Source organism: Micromonospora sp. LOL_013 (assembly GCF_048060315.1).
Classification (GTDB): Bacteria; Actinomycetota; Actinomycetes; order Mycobacteriales; family Micromonosporaceae; genus Micromonospora_E.
This window is the reverse complement of sequence record NZ_JBHMIQ010000008.1, coordinates 119,475-134,801: the sequence shown is the minus strand read 5'-3', so window position 1 is coordinate 134,801 and position 15,327 is coordinate 119,475. Positions and strand designations below refer to the sequence as shown.

At 70.2% G+C, this 15,327-nt stretch carries 16 protein-coding genes and 2 pseudogenes; 9 read left to right on the top strand and 9 right to left on the bottom strand.

Annotation, left to right across the window (positions count from 1 at the left end):
- Positions 1-125: 125 nt before the first annotated feature.
- From ACFHWS_RS07855 to ACFHWS_RS07845, 3 genes are all read right to left on the bottom strand, one after another.
- Positions 126-761 (bottom strand): hypothetical protein, encoded by a 636-nt coding sequence (locus ACFHWS_RS07855; RefSeq protein ID WP_416552706.1) that lies wholly within the window; start codon positions 759-761, stop codon positions 126-128.
- Positions 762-811: 50 nt separating this feature from the next.
- Positions 812-1,453 (bottom strand): hypothetical protein, encoded by a 642-nt coding sequence (locus tag ACFHWS_RS07850; RefSeq protein ID WP_416567899.1) that lies wholly within the window; start codon positions 1,451-1,453, stop codon positions 812-814.
- Positions 1,454-1,536: 83 nt separating this feature from the next.
- On the bottom strand, positions 1,537-2,820 hold the full coding sequence (locus ACFHWS_RS07845; protein WP_416567898.1) for a helix-turn-helix domain-containing protein: 1,284 nt from the start codon (positions 2,818-2,820) through the stop codon (positions 1,537-1,539).
- A 508-nt stretch (positions 2,821-3,328) separates the two neighbouring features.
- Here ACFHWS_RS07845 and ACFHWS_RS07840 point away from each other — a divergent pair.
- Together ACFHWS_RS07840 and ACFHWS_RS07835 are read left to right on the top strand one after the other, a co-directional pair.
- Positions 3,329-3,529 carry a hypothetical protein gene (locus ACFHWS_RS07840; protein WP_416567897.1) on the top strand — a complete coding sequence of 67 codons (201 nt, stop codon included), beginning with the start codon at positions 3,329-3,331 and terminating at the stop codon, positions 3,527-3,529.
- Positions 3,526-3,924, top strand: coding sequence for a rhodanese-like domain-containing protein (locus tag ACFHWS_RS07835; protein ID WP_416552700.1), 399 nt, complete (start codon positions 3,526-3,528; stop codon positions 3,922-3,924). The genes ACFHWS_RS07840 and ACFHWS_RS07835 overlap by 4 nt, the downstream gene beginning before the upstream one ends.
- Before the next feature lie 23 nt (positions 3,925-3,947).
- On the opposite strand, the gene egtD is transcribed toward ACFHWS_RS07835, so the two are convergent.
- The 4 genes from egtD to ACFHWS_RS07815 are packed head-to-tail and all read right to left on the bottom strand — an operon-like array spanning position 3,948 to position 8,225.
- Entirely contained in the window at positions 3,948-4,910 is a 963-nt protein-coding gene (egtD, locus tag ACFHWS_RS07830) for an L-histidine N(alpha)-methyltransferase (protein ID WP_416567896.1), read from the bottom strand.
- Entirely contained in the window at positions 4,889-5,641 is a 753-nt protein-coding gene (egtC, locus tag ACFHWS_RS07825) for an ergothioneine biosynthesis protein EgtC (protein ID WP_416552696.1), read from the bottom strand. Before egtC ends, egtD begins: the two co-directional genes overlap by 22 nt.
- Positions 5,641-6,948: an ergothioneine biosynthesis protein EgtB gene (gene egtB, locus ACFHWS_RS07820; protein ID WP_416552694.1), complete on the bottom strand. Its 1,308-nt coding sequence runs from the start codon at positions 6,946-6,948 to the stop codon at positions 5,641-5,643. The genes egtC and egtB overlap by 1 nt, the downstream gene beginning before the upstream one ends.
- The gene (locus ACFHWS_RS07815) at positions 6,945-8,225 is read right to left on the bottom strand and encodes a glutamate-cysteine ligase family protein (RefSeq protein ID WP_416552692.1); all 1,281 of its coding nucleotides are present in this window, start codon (positions 8,223-8,225) and stop codon (positions 6,945-6,947) included. Before ACFHWS_RS07815 ends, egtB begins: the two co-directional genes overlap by 4 nt.
- 242 nt (positions 8,226-8,467) lie before the next feature.
- On the opposite strand from ACFHWS_RS07815, the gene ACFHWS_RS07810 reads away from it, so the two are divergent.
- Entirely contained in the window at positions 8,468-9,421 is a 954-nt protein-coding gene (locus tag ACFHWS_RS07810; protein ID WP_416567895.1) for a carboxymuconolactone decarboxylase family protein, read from the top strand.
- A 303-nt stretch (positions 9,422-9,724) separates the two neighbouring features.
- On the opposite strand, the gene ACFHWS_RS07805 is transcribed toward ACFHWS_RS07810, so the two are convergent.
- Positions 9,725-10,276 carry a dihydrofolate reductase family protein gene (locus ACFHWS_RS07805; RefSeq protein ID WP_416567894.1) on the bottom strand — a complete coding sequence of 184 codons (552 nt, stop codon included), beginning with the start codon at positions 10,274-10,276 and terminating at the stop codon, positions 9,725-9,727.
- 421 nt (positions 10,277-10,697) lie between these two features.
- On the opposite strand from ACFHWS_RS07805, the pseudogene ACFHWS_RS07800 reads away from it, so the two are divergent.
- Positions 10,698-11,186: pseudogene (locus ACFHWS_RS07800) on the top strand (hypothetical protein); the annotation flags it as partial.
- A 42-nt stretch (positions 11,187-11,228) separates the two neighbouring features.
- Here the strand turns inward: ACFHWS_RS07800 and ACFHWS_RS07795 are convergent.
- Positions 11,229-11,744, bottom strand: a pseudogene (locus tag ACFHWS_RS07795) (DUF5987 family protein); the annotation flags it as partial.
- A gap of 86 nt (positions 11,745-11,830) precedes the next feature.
- Here ACFHWS_RS07795 and ACFHWS_RS07790 point away from each other — a divergent pair.
- The 5 genes from ACFHWS_RS07790 (at position 11,831) to ACFHWS_RS07770 (ending at position 15,304) form a co-directional block, all read left to right on the top strand.
- On the top strand, positions 11,831-12,121 hold the full coding sequence (locus tag ACFHWS_RS07790; protein WP_416567893.1) for a transposase family protein: 291 nt from the start codon (positions 11,831-11,833) through the stop codon (positions 12,119-12,121).
- A gap of 3 nt (positions 12,122-12,124) precedes the next feature.
- Positions 12,125-12,589 (top strand): transposase family protein, encoded by a 465-nt coding sequence (locus ACFHWS_RS07785; protein ID WP_416567915.1) that lies wholly within the window; start codon positions 12,125-12,127, stop codon positions 12,587-12,589.
- Between the two features lie 430 nt (positions 12,590-13,019).
- Entirely contained in the window at positions 13,020-13,823 is an 804-nt protein-coding gene (locus ACFHWS_RS07780; protein WP_416552615.1) for a TIGR03084 family metal-binding protein, read from the top strand.
- 54 nt (positions 13,824-13,877) lie between these two features.
- The gene (aroF, locus tag ACFHWS_RS07775; protein WP_416567892.1) at positions 13,878-14,942 is read left to right on the top strand and encodes a 3-deoxy-7-phosphoheptulonate synthase; all 1,065 of its coding nucleotides are present in this window, start codon (positions 13,878-13,880) and stop codon (positions 14,940-14,942) included.
- A gap of 98 nt (positions 14,943-15,040) precedes the next feature.
- Entirely contained in the window at positions 15,041-15,304 is a 264-nt protein-coding gene (locus tag ACFHWS_RS07770) for a hypothetical protein (RefSeq protein WP_416567891.1), read from the top strand.
- Positions 15,305-15,327: the final 23 nt, after the last annotated feature.

Below are 15,327 nucleotides of genomic sequence, written 5' to 3'. Positions count from 1 at the left end.
ATGTCTCCACATGCCACAAGGGACTGTGAGCCGGATTACTTGCGACTGTCGCAGCACGACACAAACGACCGTGCCGACCTTCGTGACCACACGGAGGAATCAACGCTGGTCAACGCATGATCAACCTAAAGATTCGACAGGTACGCCTTCAGGCTCTTGACTGCTTGGTGAGTCAGGACGGCGGCTTCCTCGACGTTGGCGCGGGACAGCTCCGACCAGGTGTAGATCTCCTGCGTACGGTCCTGACGCCCACCGGCGAGCAGCTGTGCCACGCCGAGCTGACTCGCCCGCATCGCGTTGGCGACATTCGCCAGCTTCGCCTGCTGCGTCTCGATCTCATCGAGCAGCCGACGCAGTTGCTGAAGGTATGAGCCGGTGCTCCCGCCGCCCCCGCCACTGCCGCCCCGGCTCGCCGGGCCGCCGATAGTGATCGTCCGGTCGCCACCGCCCCGGCTCCGATGGCCGGGGTAGCGGCGGCGGACGCTGCTCAACGGTCTCGCACCGCCACCACCAGCGCCGGAGCCGCCCGAGGTCGTGCCGTCGCCCGCCCGAGCCTCACGTCGCCGGTCCAACACCGTGTTGACGAAGCCCTTGCCCGCGACACTCACCGCGTGTCCGAGGATCGCACCGACGATCGCGACGGACGACGGAAGTCCCCACTTCGTGGTCGCCAACGCAGCAAGGGCACCGAGGCCGGCCCCCAACTGCTGGACGAGGTTGCCGGTGCCTTCCTTCGTCGTCTCGTGCCGCCACTGCTGCACGAACGACTGGGCTGGTCTCTCACCAGCCCGATACTGGCGCCGCCGCCAGCTCACTCGTCGACCACCGGATCGAGGAAGGCGCAGGTCGCCGAAATCAGTACCGGGAGGTTCTCGGCGACTTCCCGAGCTATCGACTCCGGCGTCAGCCCCAAGGGCTCCTCCCCCGGCTCCAGCTCGTCCTCGTCAGCCGCCGCATAGTAGGCACACGCCTCCCACAGGTTCTTGCTGTGGAACGAGAACGACCAGAGCCCGTACACCGAGTTTGGTAGGGCAACGAGGGGTTGGGCGGCGATGCCGATGCGGTGCTGGTGGGGGGCGTCCGGGGTGGAGCCGAGGCCCTGGGCCAACGGCAGCAGCTTGTGCCGGCTGAACACCGGACGCAGGTCGCCGTCCGGGTCGAACTCGACCAGCAGGCCCCGGGCGATCAGGTCGTCGACGTACCGGGCGGCCTGCGGCTCCGGCTTGGGTGCGGTCTCCAGCATTCGTACCAGCGACTCCCGGTTGACCGACAGCTTGGCGTGCCGGTCCGGGTAGAGGAACGCCGCCGCCCACACCGCTGCCTCGGTCTCGGTCAGCTCGACCAGGTCGTCACCGAGATGCACCTCGTAGCACTCCGGCGTCGGATCCGGTGGACGGACGTACCGGTAGCGCGGACCCATGCTCAACCCGGCGGGCACGATCACAGTCGACATACCGCCCAGTCTCCCAGCCTCAGCCAAGCCGATGCCGCCAGCATCTGGCCCAGCCCGCCGGCACCGGCAGGTCGACCGGCTCGTCAGGCCGCCACCTTCGCCACGTCGTACGCCTCGACGAAGTCCCGTGCCGCTGGCACCCGGTCGGCCACCTGCCCGAGGTCGGCCCGCAATCCGGCGAGCCGCTTACGGCCACGCCCGGACTTCAGCTCGGCGATGTCGGGCAGCGCGTCCAGCGCGACGGTGCCCGCTGCGGTGGAGTCGCCCTGCTGGTGCAGCGCGATCGCCAGGCTGACCTTGCCGAGAATCTGGTTCCGCCGATAGACCGGATCGTGGTGCGCCACCCGCGCCTGCAAACAGGAAATCGCCCTGTCGGGGCGGCCGAGCGCCAGGTGCGACAGCCCTTCTGCTCCGTTGACCTCGCGCTCACCGACATGCCAGGTGTAGGGCGGGTCGTCGTCGCTGGGGCCACGATCGAGCGCGGTCTTGGCTCTAGCGAGTGCGCGGTTGAACTCGACGGCGTCGCCCATCAACGCCGACGCGTGCGTGGTCCGCAGGTGCAGCAGGCTGGTAAGCCGAGGAGTGGCCCAGGGTGCCGAAATACGGAGGGCTGCCTCGGCAATCTGCACCGACTCGACCGGCCGGGCGTCCCTGACCAGCATCGCCATGATCGCCAGCACTTGGACCTCAAGGTGCGGATCGTCGCGCAGTCGAGCGCGGACGATCGCCTCCTGCAGGTAGCGGCGCGACTCGGCACGCCGCTCCGCGTCCAGCGCCAGCCAGCCGATCCAGGCTTCCAGATCGCCGAGGTTGCTCTGCAGCGCGTCGCCGACCTGCCGTGGATAGGTGGCCTGCCGCTCCCAGCGGGTCAGCCGGCGGTGCATGGCGATGGCAACGTCGCAGAGGCTGCCGCCGCCGGCCGCCGCGTCGGCCCGCTCAAGGCTCGCGATGGTGGCCGACACCTGCTGCAGGTGCTCCATGCTCAGGTGCTGCGGCACATCGGGAGCGGTGACCCAGTCTCGCAGCGGGGTGGCGATGCCCAGGCCCGCCAGAGCGGCATTGATCGTGAAAGCACGCCGGTCCGTAAGATCACCTCCATTGTCGTCCCCCGATGTAACGGTACCGCCCCAATCGCCAATGTCCAGAGATCGATTTTCCGGCTCCCCGGCGAGCAGGGCGTCAAGCTCGTCGAACGAAGTGCCGAGCGCTTCCGCGAGTTGTGCTCGGGTATACGGTTGTGGCTCGGCCTTACCCCGCTCCCACCGGGCAACGGTGGTGCGGTCGACCTGCAGACGCGCGGCCAGCCCTTCCTGGCTGAAGCCGGCCGCCCTGCGCCTCCTGATGAAACCGTCTCGCCGTCCGGTCAACTGGACGCCCTCCCGTCGCGGCCCGTGTCCACGGTGAACACCAGTAACGCAGATCAAAGAGATCAATTCAACGGGCTGTGGACAACTCGCACTTGTCATCTTTCGTGGAGGTTCCACCCTTCCTCTTGACCTCAACGGTCTTGCTTTCTCGTTGGTCCGGTCGCGTGAAAGGCTGCAGGAGTACCAGTAGCAGCCACGGCGACCGGAGCGGGAAGCGGGTGGCAGGCGTACCCGGGGGCCGTCGGCGAGTTCGTCATGCTGGACGACGGTCGGCGGGCGACGCCCGTCCCGGTGCCGACCCCGCCACCGAGGCCATGGAAGAGGCCCGGCTGCGGCTGTCCGGTCGGCTGGACCGACGCCGCTTCCAGCAGGCGGTCGACGTCGTCGTGGCCCGGCATCCGATGCTGCGTACGGTGTTCCCGGCCGGGGCACCCCGGCTGTTGAAGGAGCTGGTCACCCCGTTCGGCCACTCCGGGTTCGTCTGCCGGACACGGTGGCGTCCTGCCAGGTGGAGTCGTTGCTGCAGGCGGACCGGCCGGACCTGCCGCGGGTGCACGGCCCGGTGGAGCCGGAGCTGGCCGCCGCATACTGGTCGGCGGGGCTGGCGGCGGCCCCGCTGCATCTGGACGGCACCACCGTCGCCGACCTGGTCGACGGCCGGATGCGGCAAGTCAAAAGGACAGACGTGACGACGGAGGAGCCACAGTGACCCCGGAACCCGGCATCGACAGACTGCTCGACCAGGTCCGCGGTCGCCTCGACCGGGTCGACGCCCGGACCGCCTACCAGGCCCAGCAGGACGGCAGGGCCGTGCTGGTCGACATCCGTCCGGCCGCTCAACGCGCAGAGTACGGCGGAATTCCCGGGGCGTACGTGATCGAACGCAACGTGCTTGAGTGGCGCCTCGACCCGCACAGCGCGGCGCGGCTCGACGTGGCCGACACCCCGCAGCTGTGGCCGATCGTCGTCTGCCAGGAGGGGTACGCGTCGTCGCTGGCCGCCGCGTCGCTGCAGGACACCGGCCTGCCGTTGGCCACCGACCTGGCCGGTGGCTTCGCGGCCTGGCGGGCCGCCGGGCTTCCGGTGCTCGCCCAGCCGGGCTGAGCGACCACCGGTCAGCAGCTGCGTCAGTGGCTGCGGGACAGGCTGATCGCCAAGCGGCCGGCCGGGTCGGTCCACCAGTGGGTCAGCTCGAAACCGGCGGCGGCCAGCTCGGCGGTAACCCCGGCCCGGCGGAACTTCGCCGACACCTCGGTCCGGATCTCCTCGCCGGCGGTGAAGCTCACCGGCAGGTCGAGATCGGCCACGTACACCTGTGTGTCCCGGTCGGCACGCAGCCGCATTTCGATCCACTCCCGGTCGGTGTCCCAGAGCGCGACGTGCCGGAACGCCGCCGGGTCGAAGCCGGCACCGAGCTGCTGGTTCAGTACGCGCAGCACGTTGCGGTTGAACTCGCCGGTCACCCCCTGGCTGTCGTCGTAGGCGGCGACCAGGGTGGCCGGGTCCTTGACCAGGTCGGTGCCGAGCAGCAGCCAGCCGCCGGCGCCGAGCGCCCCGCGCAGCGCGGCCAGGAACTCGGCGCGTTCGTCCGGCACCAGGTTGCCGATGGTGCCGCCGAGGAACGCGACGAGCCGGTCGTCGCCGGCCGGGATCCGCCCGAGGTGGCGGGTGAAGTCGCCGACGATCGCGTGCACCGGCAGACCCGGGTAGTCCCGGTCGATGGCGGTGGCGGCGTCACGCAGCGCCGCCTCGGAGACGTCCAACGGCACGAACAGGTCGAGGCTGCCCTGCCGGCGCAGCGCGTCGAGCAGCAGCCGGGTCTTCTCCGACGAACCGGAGCCGAGCTCGACCAGGGTCCGGGCCCGGGTGACGGCGGCGATGTCGTCGGCATGGGCGGCCAACGCGGCCCGCTCGGCCCGGGTCGGGTAGTACTCCGGCAGGGCGGTGATGCGTTCGAACAGTTCGCTGCCGTACTTGTCGTAGAACCACTTCGGGGGCAGCCATTTCGGGTCGGCGGTGAGTCCGGCGCGGGCGTCGGTCCGCAGCGCGTGCCGCTGGTCGGCGTCGGTCAGCTCGATGTCGATCCGCACAGATCCTCCACGGTGTAGGTGTGCCGGTCGGCGACGACGAGCCGGCGGTCGGCGACCGGGCGCCAGGCCGGGTCGTCGTCGGACGGTTCGGAGGCGATGATCAGCCGCTCCGGCCCGGCGAGGACGGACAGGGAATGGCCGACGGCGCTGGCCCAGGCCCGTTCGCCGTCGGTGAGCAGCAGGTTGAGCCGGGACGCCGGGGCGGCGGCCAGGACGCCGGTGACGGTGTCGGTGATCGCCGTACCCGGGTCGGCGCCGGACCGCAGCCGGTGCCGCAGCAGCGCCCACAGCAGCGCCGAGTCGGTCGGCGCGTCGAGGGTGAGCAAATCGGTCACCGGCAGGGCGGCGGCCAGGACGGCGACGCTGTCCGGCCAGCCGGCCACCACCCCGTTGTGGCTGAACAGCCAGCTTCCGTCGGTGAACGGCGCGCAGGCTGTCTCGCCGAACGGCATCCCGGGGGTAGCCGAGCGGACCGCGGCCAGCACCGCGCCGGCGGCGGTGGCCCGACCCAGCTCGACCAGGCCGGGATCGGCCCAGATCGGCCCGGCCCGCCGGTAGCGGACCGGACCGGTCGGGGTGTACCAGCCGACGCCGAAGCCGTCGACGTTGACCGTGCCGCCGCCGCGCATGTCCCGGGGCGCCCAGGACTGGCGGTACAGGCCGTACGGCGGCTCGACCAGCAGCTGCGTCAGGCTGACCGGCGGGCCAAGGTAGAGCTGGTGGCGGCACACTAGGCGGTCTCGCCGGGGTGCGGGTCACGAGCGGTGCGGAAACCGCTGAAAATCTGCCGCCGGATCGGGTAGTCCCAGTTGCGGAAGGTGCCCCGGCAGGCGGCACGGTCGGTGCCGAACGAACCGCCGCGCAGCACCCGGTAGTCGCGGCCGAAGAAGACCTCCGAGTATTCACGGTACGGGAACGCCGCGAAGCCGGGATAGCCGGTGAACCAGGTGCCGGTCCATTCCCACACGTCGCCGATCAGCTGGTGCACGCCGGCCGGTGACGCGCCGGCCGGGTAGGCGCCGACCGGTGCCGGGTGCAGGTGCCGCTGGCCCAGGTTGGCGCGCTCGGGGCCGGGGTCGTCGTCGCCCCACGGGTAGCGGCGGGACCGGCCGGTCACCGGGTCGAACCGGGCCGCCTTTTCCCATTCGGCTTCGGTCGGCAGCCGGCGGCCGGCCCAACTGGCGTACGCCTGCGCCTCGTACCAGCCGACGTGCACCACCGGCTCGTCGGGCACGATCGCCGACCGCCGGCCGAACCGGGTGTAGCTGCCGTCGCCGTGCCAGTGCGCCGGCCCGCTGAGCCGGGCCTGCAGCCGGTGGGCCCACCCCTCGGCGCTCCACCACCGCTCGTCGTGGTAGCCGCCGTCGTCGATGAACTGCTGGTACCGGGCGTTACTGACCGGCGCGCGGTCGATGAAGAAGGCCGGCACGTCGACGGTGTGCGCCGGACGTTCGTTGTCCAGCGCCCACGGCTCGGTGGAGGTGCCCATGGTGAACGGCCCGGCCGGGATGAGCGCCTCACCGTCGACGCGTCCGGCCGGGGCCGGCGGGGTCGGCGCGCCGGTGAGCACCGGCGGGCCGGCCCGCAGCTGGTGGGTGGCGAGCATCGTCTCGTCGTGCTGCTGCTCGTGCTGCACGATCATGCCGAAGGCGAAGCCCTGCTCGACCAGCCGGCGGCCGTCGAACGTCACCGTGTCGAGCAGGTCGAGGACCTTGTCCCGGACGGTACGGGTGTAGGTGCGCGCCTCGGCCGGGTCCAGCAGCGGCAGCGCGGGGCGGTCGGCGCGGGCGTGCTTGAACGCGTCGTACAGGTGGTCGATGTCGGCGCGGACCGCATCCCGGCCGCCGACGTCGCGGACCAGCCAGAGTTCCTCCTGGTTGCCGATGTGGGCCAGGTCCCAGACCAGCGGCGACATCAGCCGCGAATGCTGGCGGACCAGGTCGGCGTCGTCGACGGCGTCGGTGAGGGCGCTGCTGCGTCGTCGGGCGCGGTCGAGGTCGTCGGCGAGTACGGCGCGTAGGTCGGTCGGTCCGGTCACAGGTCCTCCTTCGGCAGCCGGCGACGCAGCGAGTGCCGGATCGTGGTGGCGGTCGTCGCCGGCAGGCCGGTGTCGGCGAGGTGGTCGCAGGCGAGGCCGACGACGGCTCGCGCGGCGGCGGCCAACGCCGGGTCGGCCAGGCCGACGCGGGCGGCGTCGGCCCACCGGTCGGCGACCGGGGCGGCGTGGCGCCACGCGGTACGCAGCGTCTCGTCGCGGGCGAACAGGCTGGCCAGTACGGCGACCGGCGCCAGCCAGTCGTCGGCCGGTTGGGCGTCGAGGTAGCGGATCTCCAGGTGGCCCTGCGGGCGTACCGGGGGGAAGAGCGTGCTCAGGTGCAGCGACAGGTCGGCGTAGGTGGGTGGGCGGGGCAGCCCGCTGCGGATCCAGTCGCCGAACCCGACGGCGCCGGACCGGGACCAGCCGTGCCGCCCGTCGGCGATGAACAGCGGCGGGGTGTCCAGGACGCGGCGGGTCCAGGCCGCCACCGGGTCCGTCGGCGGTTGTCCCGCCGGCTCTCCCCGCGGTTGCCCCGGCGCGACGGCGGTCGGCGGGGCGGTGCGGGCCGGGTCGAGGGTGAGCCAGGTCCGCATCCGGTGCGACACCCAGCCGGTGTCCCGGTCGGCGTACCGTGCCGAGTTGGCGAAGGTCGCCAGCAGCACCGGCCCGAGTGCGTGCGCGGCCGCCCAGCGCAGCGGCAGTTGGGCGGGGGTGCCGGCATCGAGGCACACCTGCAGGCCGGCGGTGGCGCACATCATGGTCGCTCCGGCCGCGCCGTACCGGCCGAAGGCGTCGGCCATCGCGGTGTACCGGCGGTTGTGCAGGATGCGCCGGGGCGGCCGGTACGGGTCGCAGCCGTGGGAGCCGAGCCGCAGGCCGGCCCGGGCGAGCCGGGCGTCAAGGGCGGCGGTGTCGGCGACGGTGTGCCGGTGCAGGTCGGCGACGGAGTCGACCGGCAGGCTGGAGATCTCCACCTGGCCGCCGGGCTCGACGGTGACCTGCCCGCCGTGCGGCAGGGGCCGGTGCGGGCTGTCGCGGCGCAGGGTGGCTGGGGCGTGGTCGCCGAGCGCCCGGCCGAGGATCTCCGGGTCGAGTGGACGGGCCGGGTCGTCCACGTGGTGCACGGTCCATTCGAGCTCGACACCGACCCGCCGTGGTGGTCCGGTCTTGAAGCAGATCCGCCCGATGTGGCCGACGGCGGCGGCGACGTCGGCGATGACCTCGTCGCCGTCGGCCGGCCGCACGGCGTCGGACAGGTGCAGGTGTCGCACTCCCACCCCTCCAATTGTCACCGTATGCGACTCTGTGACAACAGATCACCTCACCCTAGCCGCACGGTCCGACAATCAGCGCCCCGGCGATCGGGCAGCGCCGCTATCCAGCCCCGTGACCAGGGATCCTCGGCAATATGGAAGTTCCCTCAGACGTCCACCGGTCGGCATTCTGATGAACATGCGATCACCTTCAGTGATCAGACTGACACCGCATCATCCGTACGCCGCGCCATGAGGGAGCCACGATGGTCATCCGACGGGTCGTCGCGTCGGTCGCCCAACGCCAGGTGCGACACGTCCGTCCGGTGTCCGAGCAGTCGGCGCTCGGCACGGTCGCCACCGTGTACGCCCAGTGCGCCGAGGAGATGCGGCTGGTCATCCCACCGGTCCTGCTCCACTCGCCGGCACCGGAGACACTCAGTGCCTGCTGGATGTTGATGCGCGAACCGCTGCTGGTGATGGGCGCGGTGGAACGCGTCGCCAAGGAGGCGGTCGCCGCCGGAGTGTCGGTCGCCAACATCTGCCCGTACTGCGTGGACATGCACAGCACCGGGCTGTACCCGCAGGCCGGCGAGCACGACGCCGATGCGGTCGTCGCCGACCGGCCACAGACGATGACGGACCCGCGGCTGCGGGCGCTGGTCGAATGGGCCCGCAGCGCCCATCTGCCGGACGCCCCGACACCGGTGCCGTTCACCGAAGCGCAACGGCCGGAGCTGGTCGGCGTCGTCGTCGCCTTCCACTACCTGACCCGGATGGTCAACGTCTTTCTGACCAGCTTCCTGCTGCCGCCCGGACTCACCCCGGCGGCACGGCGACGGTTCAAACACCTCGTCGGCCGGCAGCTCGACCCGACGCTCCGGGCGGCACCCGCACCGGGGCGGTCGCTGCCGCTGCTGCCGGCGGCGGCGCTGCCGGCCGACGCCGGCGAACGCTGCCTGTCCGCGCCGGTCCGGCAGCTGGTCGAGGAGCAGCTGGCGAGCTGGCGCGGCGAGGAGACGGGGCTGGCCCGGCAGTGGTGTGAGGACCAACCAGTCGACCTGATCGGAGTCCAACCCGGTCATGCGCTCACAACGCGGCGGCCGGCCGTCGATCGTTCGAGTCCACATAACCCGAATGGTCTAGACGATGCCGGTCGCCGTTTCCACAAGCGACACGCCCGAGTTGATCACACCCGGCCGTCACGCCGCGTTACATAGACGAAACTCGGTGCCGAATGAGCGGCCCCCTTTCGGGAAGTCCTCCCGGATTCCGTCTTCGATTTCCATAGAATCTCTCCATCTCCGACGAGCTCTCCCGTGCCGCATATTGCCATCACCATCGTGCGTGCCCTTCTGCCGACTGGCATCTCCCGTCGTGCGCCGCCACCATCCGGCCAATCAGGATGGGCAGGGGAAACCAAAAAGGCGACGGCCGTGCCATCCAGGACGCGAGCGTCCTTGGGTGGCACGGCCGTCGCCTGGCCGGTGGTCGTCGGCGATCGGGCCGGACCGGCGCTGCCGCTACCGCGCGACCGCGAACCGGAAATGGGTCACCTCCGGTGTGTCGACGACAGCGAGCCGCTCCAGCTCGATCATCCCGGCGCCGCCGCCGAAGAGCGGGATGCCGCCGGTGAGCACCACCGGACGCACCGCGAGCCGGATCTCGTCGACCAGGTCTGCGGCAAGGCACTGCTGGGCGATGCTGGCGCCACCGCCGACCACGACGTTGCGCTCGCCTGCGGCGGCGCGGGCCAGCCGGACCGCGTCCGGCACCCCGGTCGAGACAAAGGTGAAGCTGGTGTCGCCCTTGGGCCGGCTGTCCGGCTCGCTGTGGGAGACGATGAAGTGATCGACCTGGAACGGGTTCTCGGCGAACCCGTCCTGACTCGCGCCCATGTCGTAGGTGCGCCGACCCATCACGAGTGCGCCGGTGCTCTTGATCTGCTCCTCGATCACTGCCTGGTTCACCTCGGACGGGATGAAGAACCAGTCGTGCAGGCCGCCGGGCTCATCGTTGGCTCCGGCGACACACCCATTGATCGACACCGTCATGTCTAGGATGACTTTTCCCATGATACCTCCAAATAGTTGCTTCAACCGGTCAACCAGGACTCAACTTCATGTATACGACCTAACGTATCACGCCAATGTGTTCGCCGCGCCGGCGTTCCACCGCGACCCACGATGACCCGGAGACACCGGACAAGCGCATTCTCGGAGTCGCGGCAGAAACATACATCGCGCCACAATCGATCGATGTCGGGGATCGGGCCCGCACCCTCGAAAGCCAGATCTGCAACCACGAAGGGAGACCGTCGGTGCGATGGGACGATGTATCCATCAACGCGGTTGCGGCGTCTCTGGGACGTAGGGAGAGCACCGCTGCGGCGGTCGCTGACGGCCGCTACGACGCAGACGAGATGAAGGCGAACGGATTCCTCTCCGTCAGCGTCTCGGAAACCGTTCCTCCGGTCGATCTGGCAGTCAAGGCGGGATGGCTGGCAATGGACAGGGCGGGCCCACGCCCCCGGGCTACGACCGGTACGGCACCAGCGGCACGCTCAACGGCGACGGCGGCACCGCCCTCGTGCTGGCCCGGGGCGGTGGTGTGGCACGTCTGCTCAGCACGGTATCGGTCGCCGACACCACCCATGAGGGACTGCAGCGTGGTGCCGAGCCGTGGACGAACGTCAACGGGGGCAACGGCTGGCCGATCGACACTGACGCCCGCGTCGCGGGATACGTCGAACAGCACGGCCCGGAGATCTTCGTCGAACTCGTGCGATCGATCTTCACCGCCGAGCGCGAGTCGGTCGTCGGCGCGTTGGCGCAAGCCGGGCTCGGGGCCGACGACATCGACTGGTGGGTCTTTCCCAACATGGGACTGTCGCTCACCGACTGGGACGCCCGCGCGTCGATCGGGGTCGACCAGGCCCGCAGCACCTGGGAATGGGGGCGGCGCACCGGTCACCTCGGTGCCGGCGACCAGTTCGCCGGGCTGACCCACCTGATCGAGTCCGGCGCCATGCGGGCGGGCCAGCTGCCGCCCGTACGAGTAGGCGGGGAACCGCCAGAGCCCGTCGGCGTCCGGCGGGAAGTAGCCGAGTGTGGTCAGCCCGGGATGACCTGCGGCGAGGGCGTCGGTGGTGTGCAGGTGTGAGCCGGAGTCGAAGGCGATCGTGCTGAACATCGCCAGGCTGACCCAGAACTCCCGCTCGACGTGGTCGGGCGCGGTGAGCTCCTGGATGAGCGCGACCCGCTCGGGACAGGCCAGGGCCACGAACGGCGGCAGGGCCGCGGCGAGCGGGTGGCCATGTTCCTCGGCGAACCGACGGGCGTGCTCGTTGAGCTGCTCGGCCAGCGTCTCCAGCACGGGTTCCATACCGCCTTCGGGGCTGCGCAGGACCTCCAGCGCACCGGCGGATGCCGCACCGCCGCCCGACGCGACGCCCGCGACCGCGTGGTCCTCGGCCGAACGTTTCTCGCCCGGAAGAATCGTGTCAGCATAGAGGCTTATTTCAGCAGGCCTCCGACCCGCCACAGTAGACCCTCAACAAAAAGGACGATCCACTCTTCCGTAGGATGGAGTTACCACACAACACCACAAAGAAAAGCGGACCGCCGAACATGTATCATACCACTGGCTTCACCACGGACCAGATCCGCGACCTATGCGCGCTGGTCCGAGCGGAATGCCAGGATCTGAGCACGGAGCCATGGCCCCCGGTCCTCGGCCTCTACCGCGCTGTCGTCGCGTTGACCTACATGCGTCGCAACCGCGTCCAAGCGGAGATCGCCGAGGCGCACGGCGTCTCCCAGCCGACGATCTCCCGAGCGGTCACCGCCATCACCCCGGTCCTCGACCGCGTGCTGACGGAGTTCGTACCGACCGCCGACGAACTCGACCCGACCGCCTAGTACATCGTCGACGGCACTCTGTTCCCCTGCTGGTCATGGCGCACGGACCGCTGTCTGTACTCCGGCAAGCACAAGACCACGGGCATGAGCGTCCAGGTCGCCTGCACCCTCGACGGCGCGCTCGCCTGGATCTCCGATCCCGTCACCGGCAACCACCACGACTCGTACGCGATCAACGACACCGAGGTCCTCGTCAGCCTGAATCCCGGAGACTGGATCGGCGACAAGGGCTACGTCGGCAACGGCATGATCACCCCGTACAAGAAGCCCAAGGGCGGCGAGCTCGCGGAATGGCAGAAGGAATACAACCGGCAGGTCAACAAGATCCGCTGGGTTGTGGAACAGGTCATCGCGAACCTGAAGACAGGGCGCATCCTGCACACCGACTACCGCAGACCGCTTTCGACCTTCACAGAAACGATCTCCTGTGTCATCGGGTTGCACTTCTACAGGATCGCCTGCGAATAGAACTCATAGGCCTCCAATGTCATGCTCATCTCATCGTCAGCCGGGGCTGGAATCACGGAAAGCCTCCTGCTACTACTAAATGACCGGGCAGAAGAACGCCCCATCTCGACCTAACCGACAAGGTTCGCCGTCAATTATCAGGCCGCCCTTGACTCATATTGGACGCTGCGACCCCGCCCATCATCTTCATGGTTGCTTGAAGCAACCCAACTGCTCAACTCTGTTGCTGTTCCCGTACGTAGAGACCAAAGAGCGGACCGACCGGCGATCGGCCGATTCCCGAACAGGTCCGCAATTTGCAAGACGTGGCCGTTACGGCTACCGCCTAGGCTCGATGGAAGCCCGCGCCGTCACGGCTGCAGCAGAATGCGCCGACCACCACGGACGGTCGAGAACGAACAGATCCTGTGACTACCGGGAAGGAAGCACCATGTCCCAGAACCTGGATGTGATCTCCGCTCTCTCCGCCGACGGCGCGGCCGTCGACCAGTTGGTGAGCGGACTCGACGCCGGCCAGTGGCAGCGGGAGACCCCCGCTGCGGGCTGGACGATCGCTCACCAGATCGCCCATCTGGCCGCGACGTTCCGGATGGCAGCGCTCGCGGCGGCGGACCCGGCGGGCTTCACCGCGATGGCCGCACGGCTGAGCCCCGACTTCAACGCCAACGTCGACCGGGCGCTGGCGGAGTACCTCGCCGACCCGCCTCAGGTCCTGCTCGCCCGGTGGCGGGCGGAGCGGACCGCCGCCGAGAAGGCTCTGGCCGCAGTGCCGGCCGACCAGGTCGTACCCTGGCTGGTACGGCCGTTGCCGCCGGCGGTGCTCGCGTCGGCCGGCATGATGGAGCTGTTCGGCCACGGCCAGGACATCGCCGACGCGCTCGGTGTCCGACCGCAGCGCACCGACCGCATCGGGTTCCTCGTCGGCTTCGCCGTGCGCACCTGGGACTTCGGCTACCTGGCACGGGGACTCGCCGTACCGGACGTGCAGTTCCGGTTCGAGCTCACCGCCCCGTCAGGCAAGCTGTGGGAGTTCGGCCCGGCCGACGGCACGCAGCGGATCACCGGGTCGGCCGAGGACTTCTGCCTGCTGGTGACCCGGCGCCGGCACCGGGCCGACCTGACGTTGACCGCCACCGGGGCCGAGGCCGACCAGTGGCTCGACATCGCCCAGGCGTACCGGGGGCCGGCCGGACCCGGACGACGGCCCGGACAGTTCGCCGATGGCCGCCGGTAGTCCGGCCGCGACGGACCTGCGCTCCGACCTGGCCACCGCGACGGAGGAGTCACCATGGTGATCGTCATGCGGGCAGACGCCGCAGCAACCGACATCGCCGCGATCATCGACCGCGTGGAGTCAGCTGGCGGCCAGGCTTTCGTCAGCCGGGGAATCGAACGGGTGATCATCGGGCTGGTGGGCGACGTCGACCGGTTCGCCACGCTGAACCTGGCCGCGATGCGCGGGGTCCACCAGGTGACCCGGATCTCGGCGAAGTACAAGCTGGTCAGCCGGGAGCATCATCCGCAGCGTTCGGTGGTATGGGTGGGTGGCGTACCGATCGGGCCGGGCACGGTCACCTTCATCGCGGGACCGTGCGCGGTGGAGTCCGGTACACAGACGCTGGCCGCCGCGCAGCTGGCCCGTCAGGCCGGCGCGAGCCTCCTTCGGGGCGGCGCGTTCAAACCCCGGACCTCGCCGTACGCCTTCCAGGGACTGGCCGAGGACGGACTCCGCATCCTGGCCGAGGTCCGGGAGCGCACCGGGATGCCGGTCGTCACCGAAGTGCTCAGCGCCGAGGACGTGCCGCTGGTCGCGCGGTACGCCGACATGCTGCAGATCGGTACCCGCAACATGCAGAACTTCCCGCTGCTGCAGGCCGCCGGGTCGGCTGGCCGGCCGGTCATGCTCAAGCGCGGCATGTCCGCGACGGTCGAGGAATGGCTGATGGCGGCCGAGTACATCGCCCAGCGGGGAAACCTCGACATCGTGCTCTGCGAGCGGGGCATCCGTACGTTCGAGACGGCGACCCGCAATACCCTGGACATCTCCGCCGTGCCGGTGGTCCAGCAGCTGTCCCACCTACCGGTCATCGTGGACCCGTCGCACTCCGGGGGACGCCGCGACCTGGTGCTTCCGCTGACCCGGGCAGCGGTGAGCGTCGGCGCGGACGGCGTCATCGTGGACGTGCACCCGGAGCCGGAGAAGGCGCTGTGCGACGGACCGCAGGCGCTGGTCGGTGCCGAACTCGTCGAGCTCGGGCACCGGATCACCGAGCTCACCCGGCTGATGGGTCGCCGGCCCGCGACACCAGCGCGGTCGGCCCGGCCACGGGCCGCTGCCCAGTCGGGCTGCTGACGGGGACCGCCCGGCCGCGACCCGACGCATGCCTGCACCGGATGTGGGTAGGAGCCCTCACATCCGGTGCAGCGGCACGGGCGGAGAGGACCAGCGACGTGACTGACCAGGCCATACCCGACGTCGACCGCGGGACCGACGACCGGGCGATGCCACGGGCCGTGCGGGCCGCCCGGGCGTACGCCGAGGCGACCGCCCAGACCGCCCGCTACCTCGACCGGACTGGTACGTTGCCCGACCCGGCCGACATCGCCGAGTACGCCAACCTGCTCGCCCGTGAGGAGGCGACCCGCGACGAACGCGCCGACGCGCTGCGCGCCGCCGGGCTGGAGGTACCGAGCCTCGACGCGGACCAAGGTTGACCGGTCAGGTGTGGCCGACGACC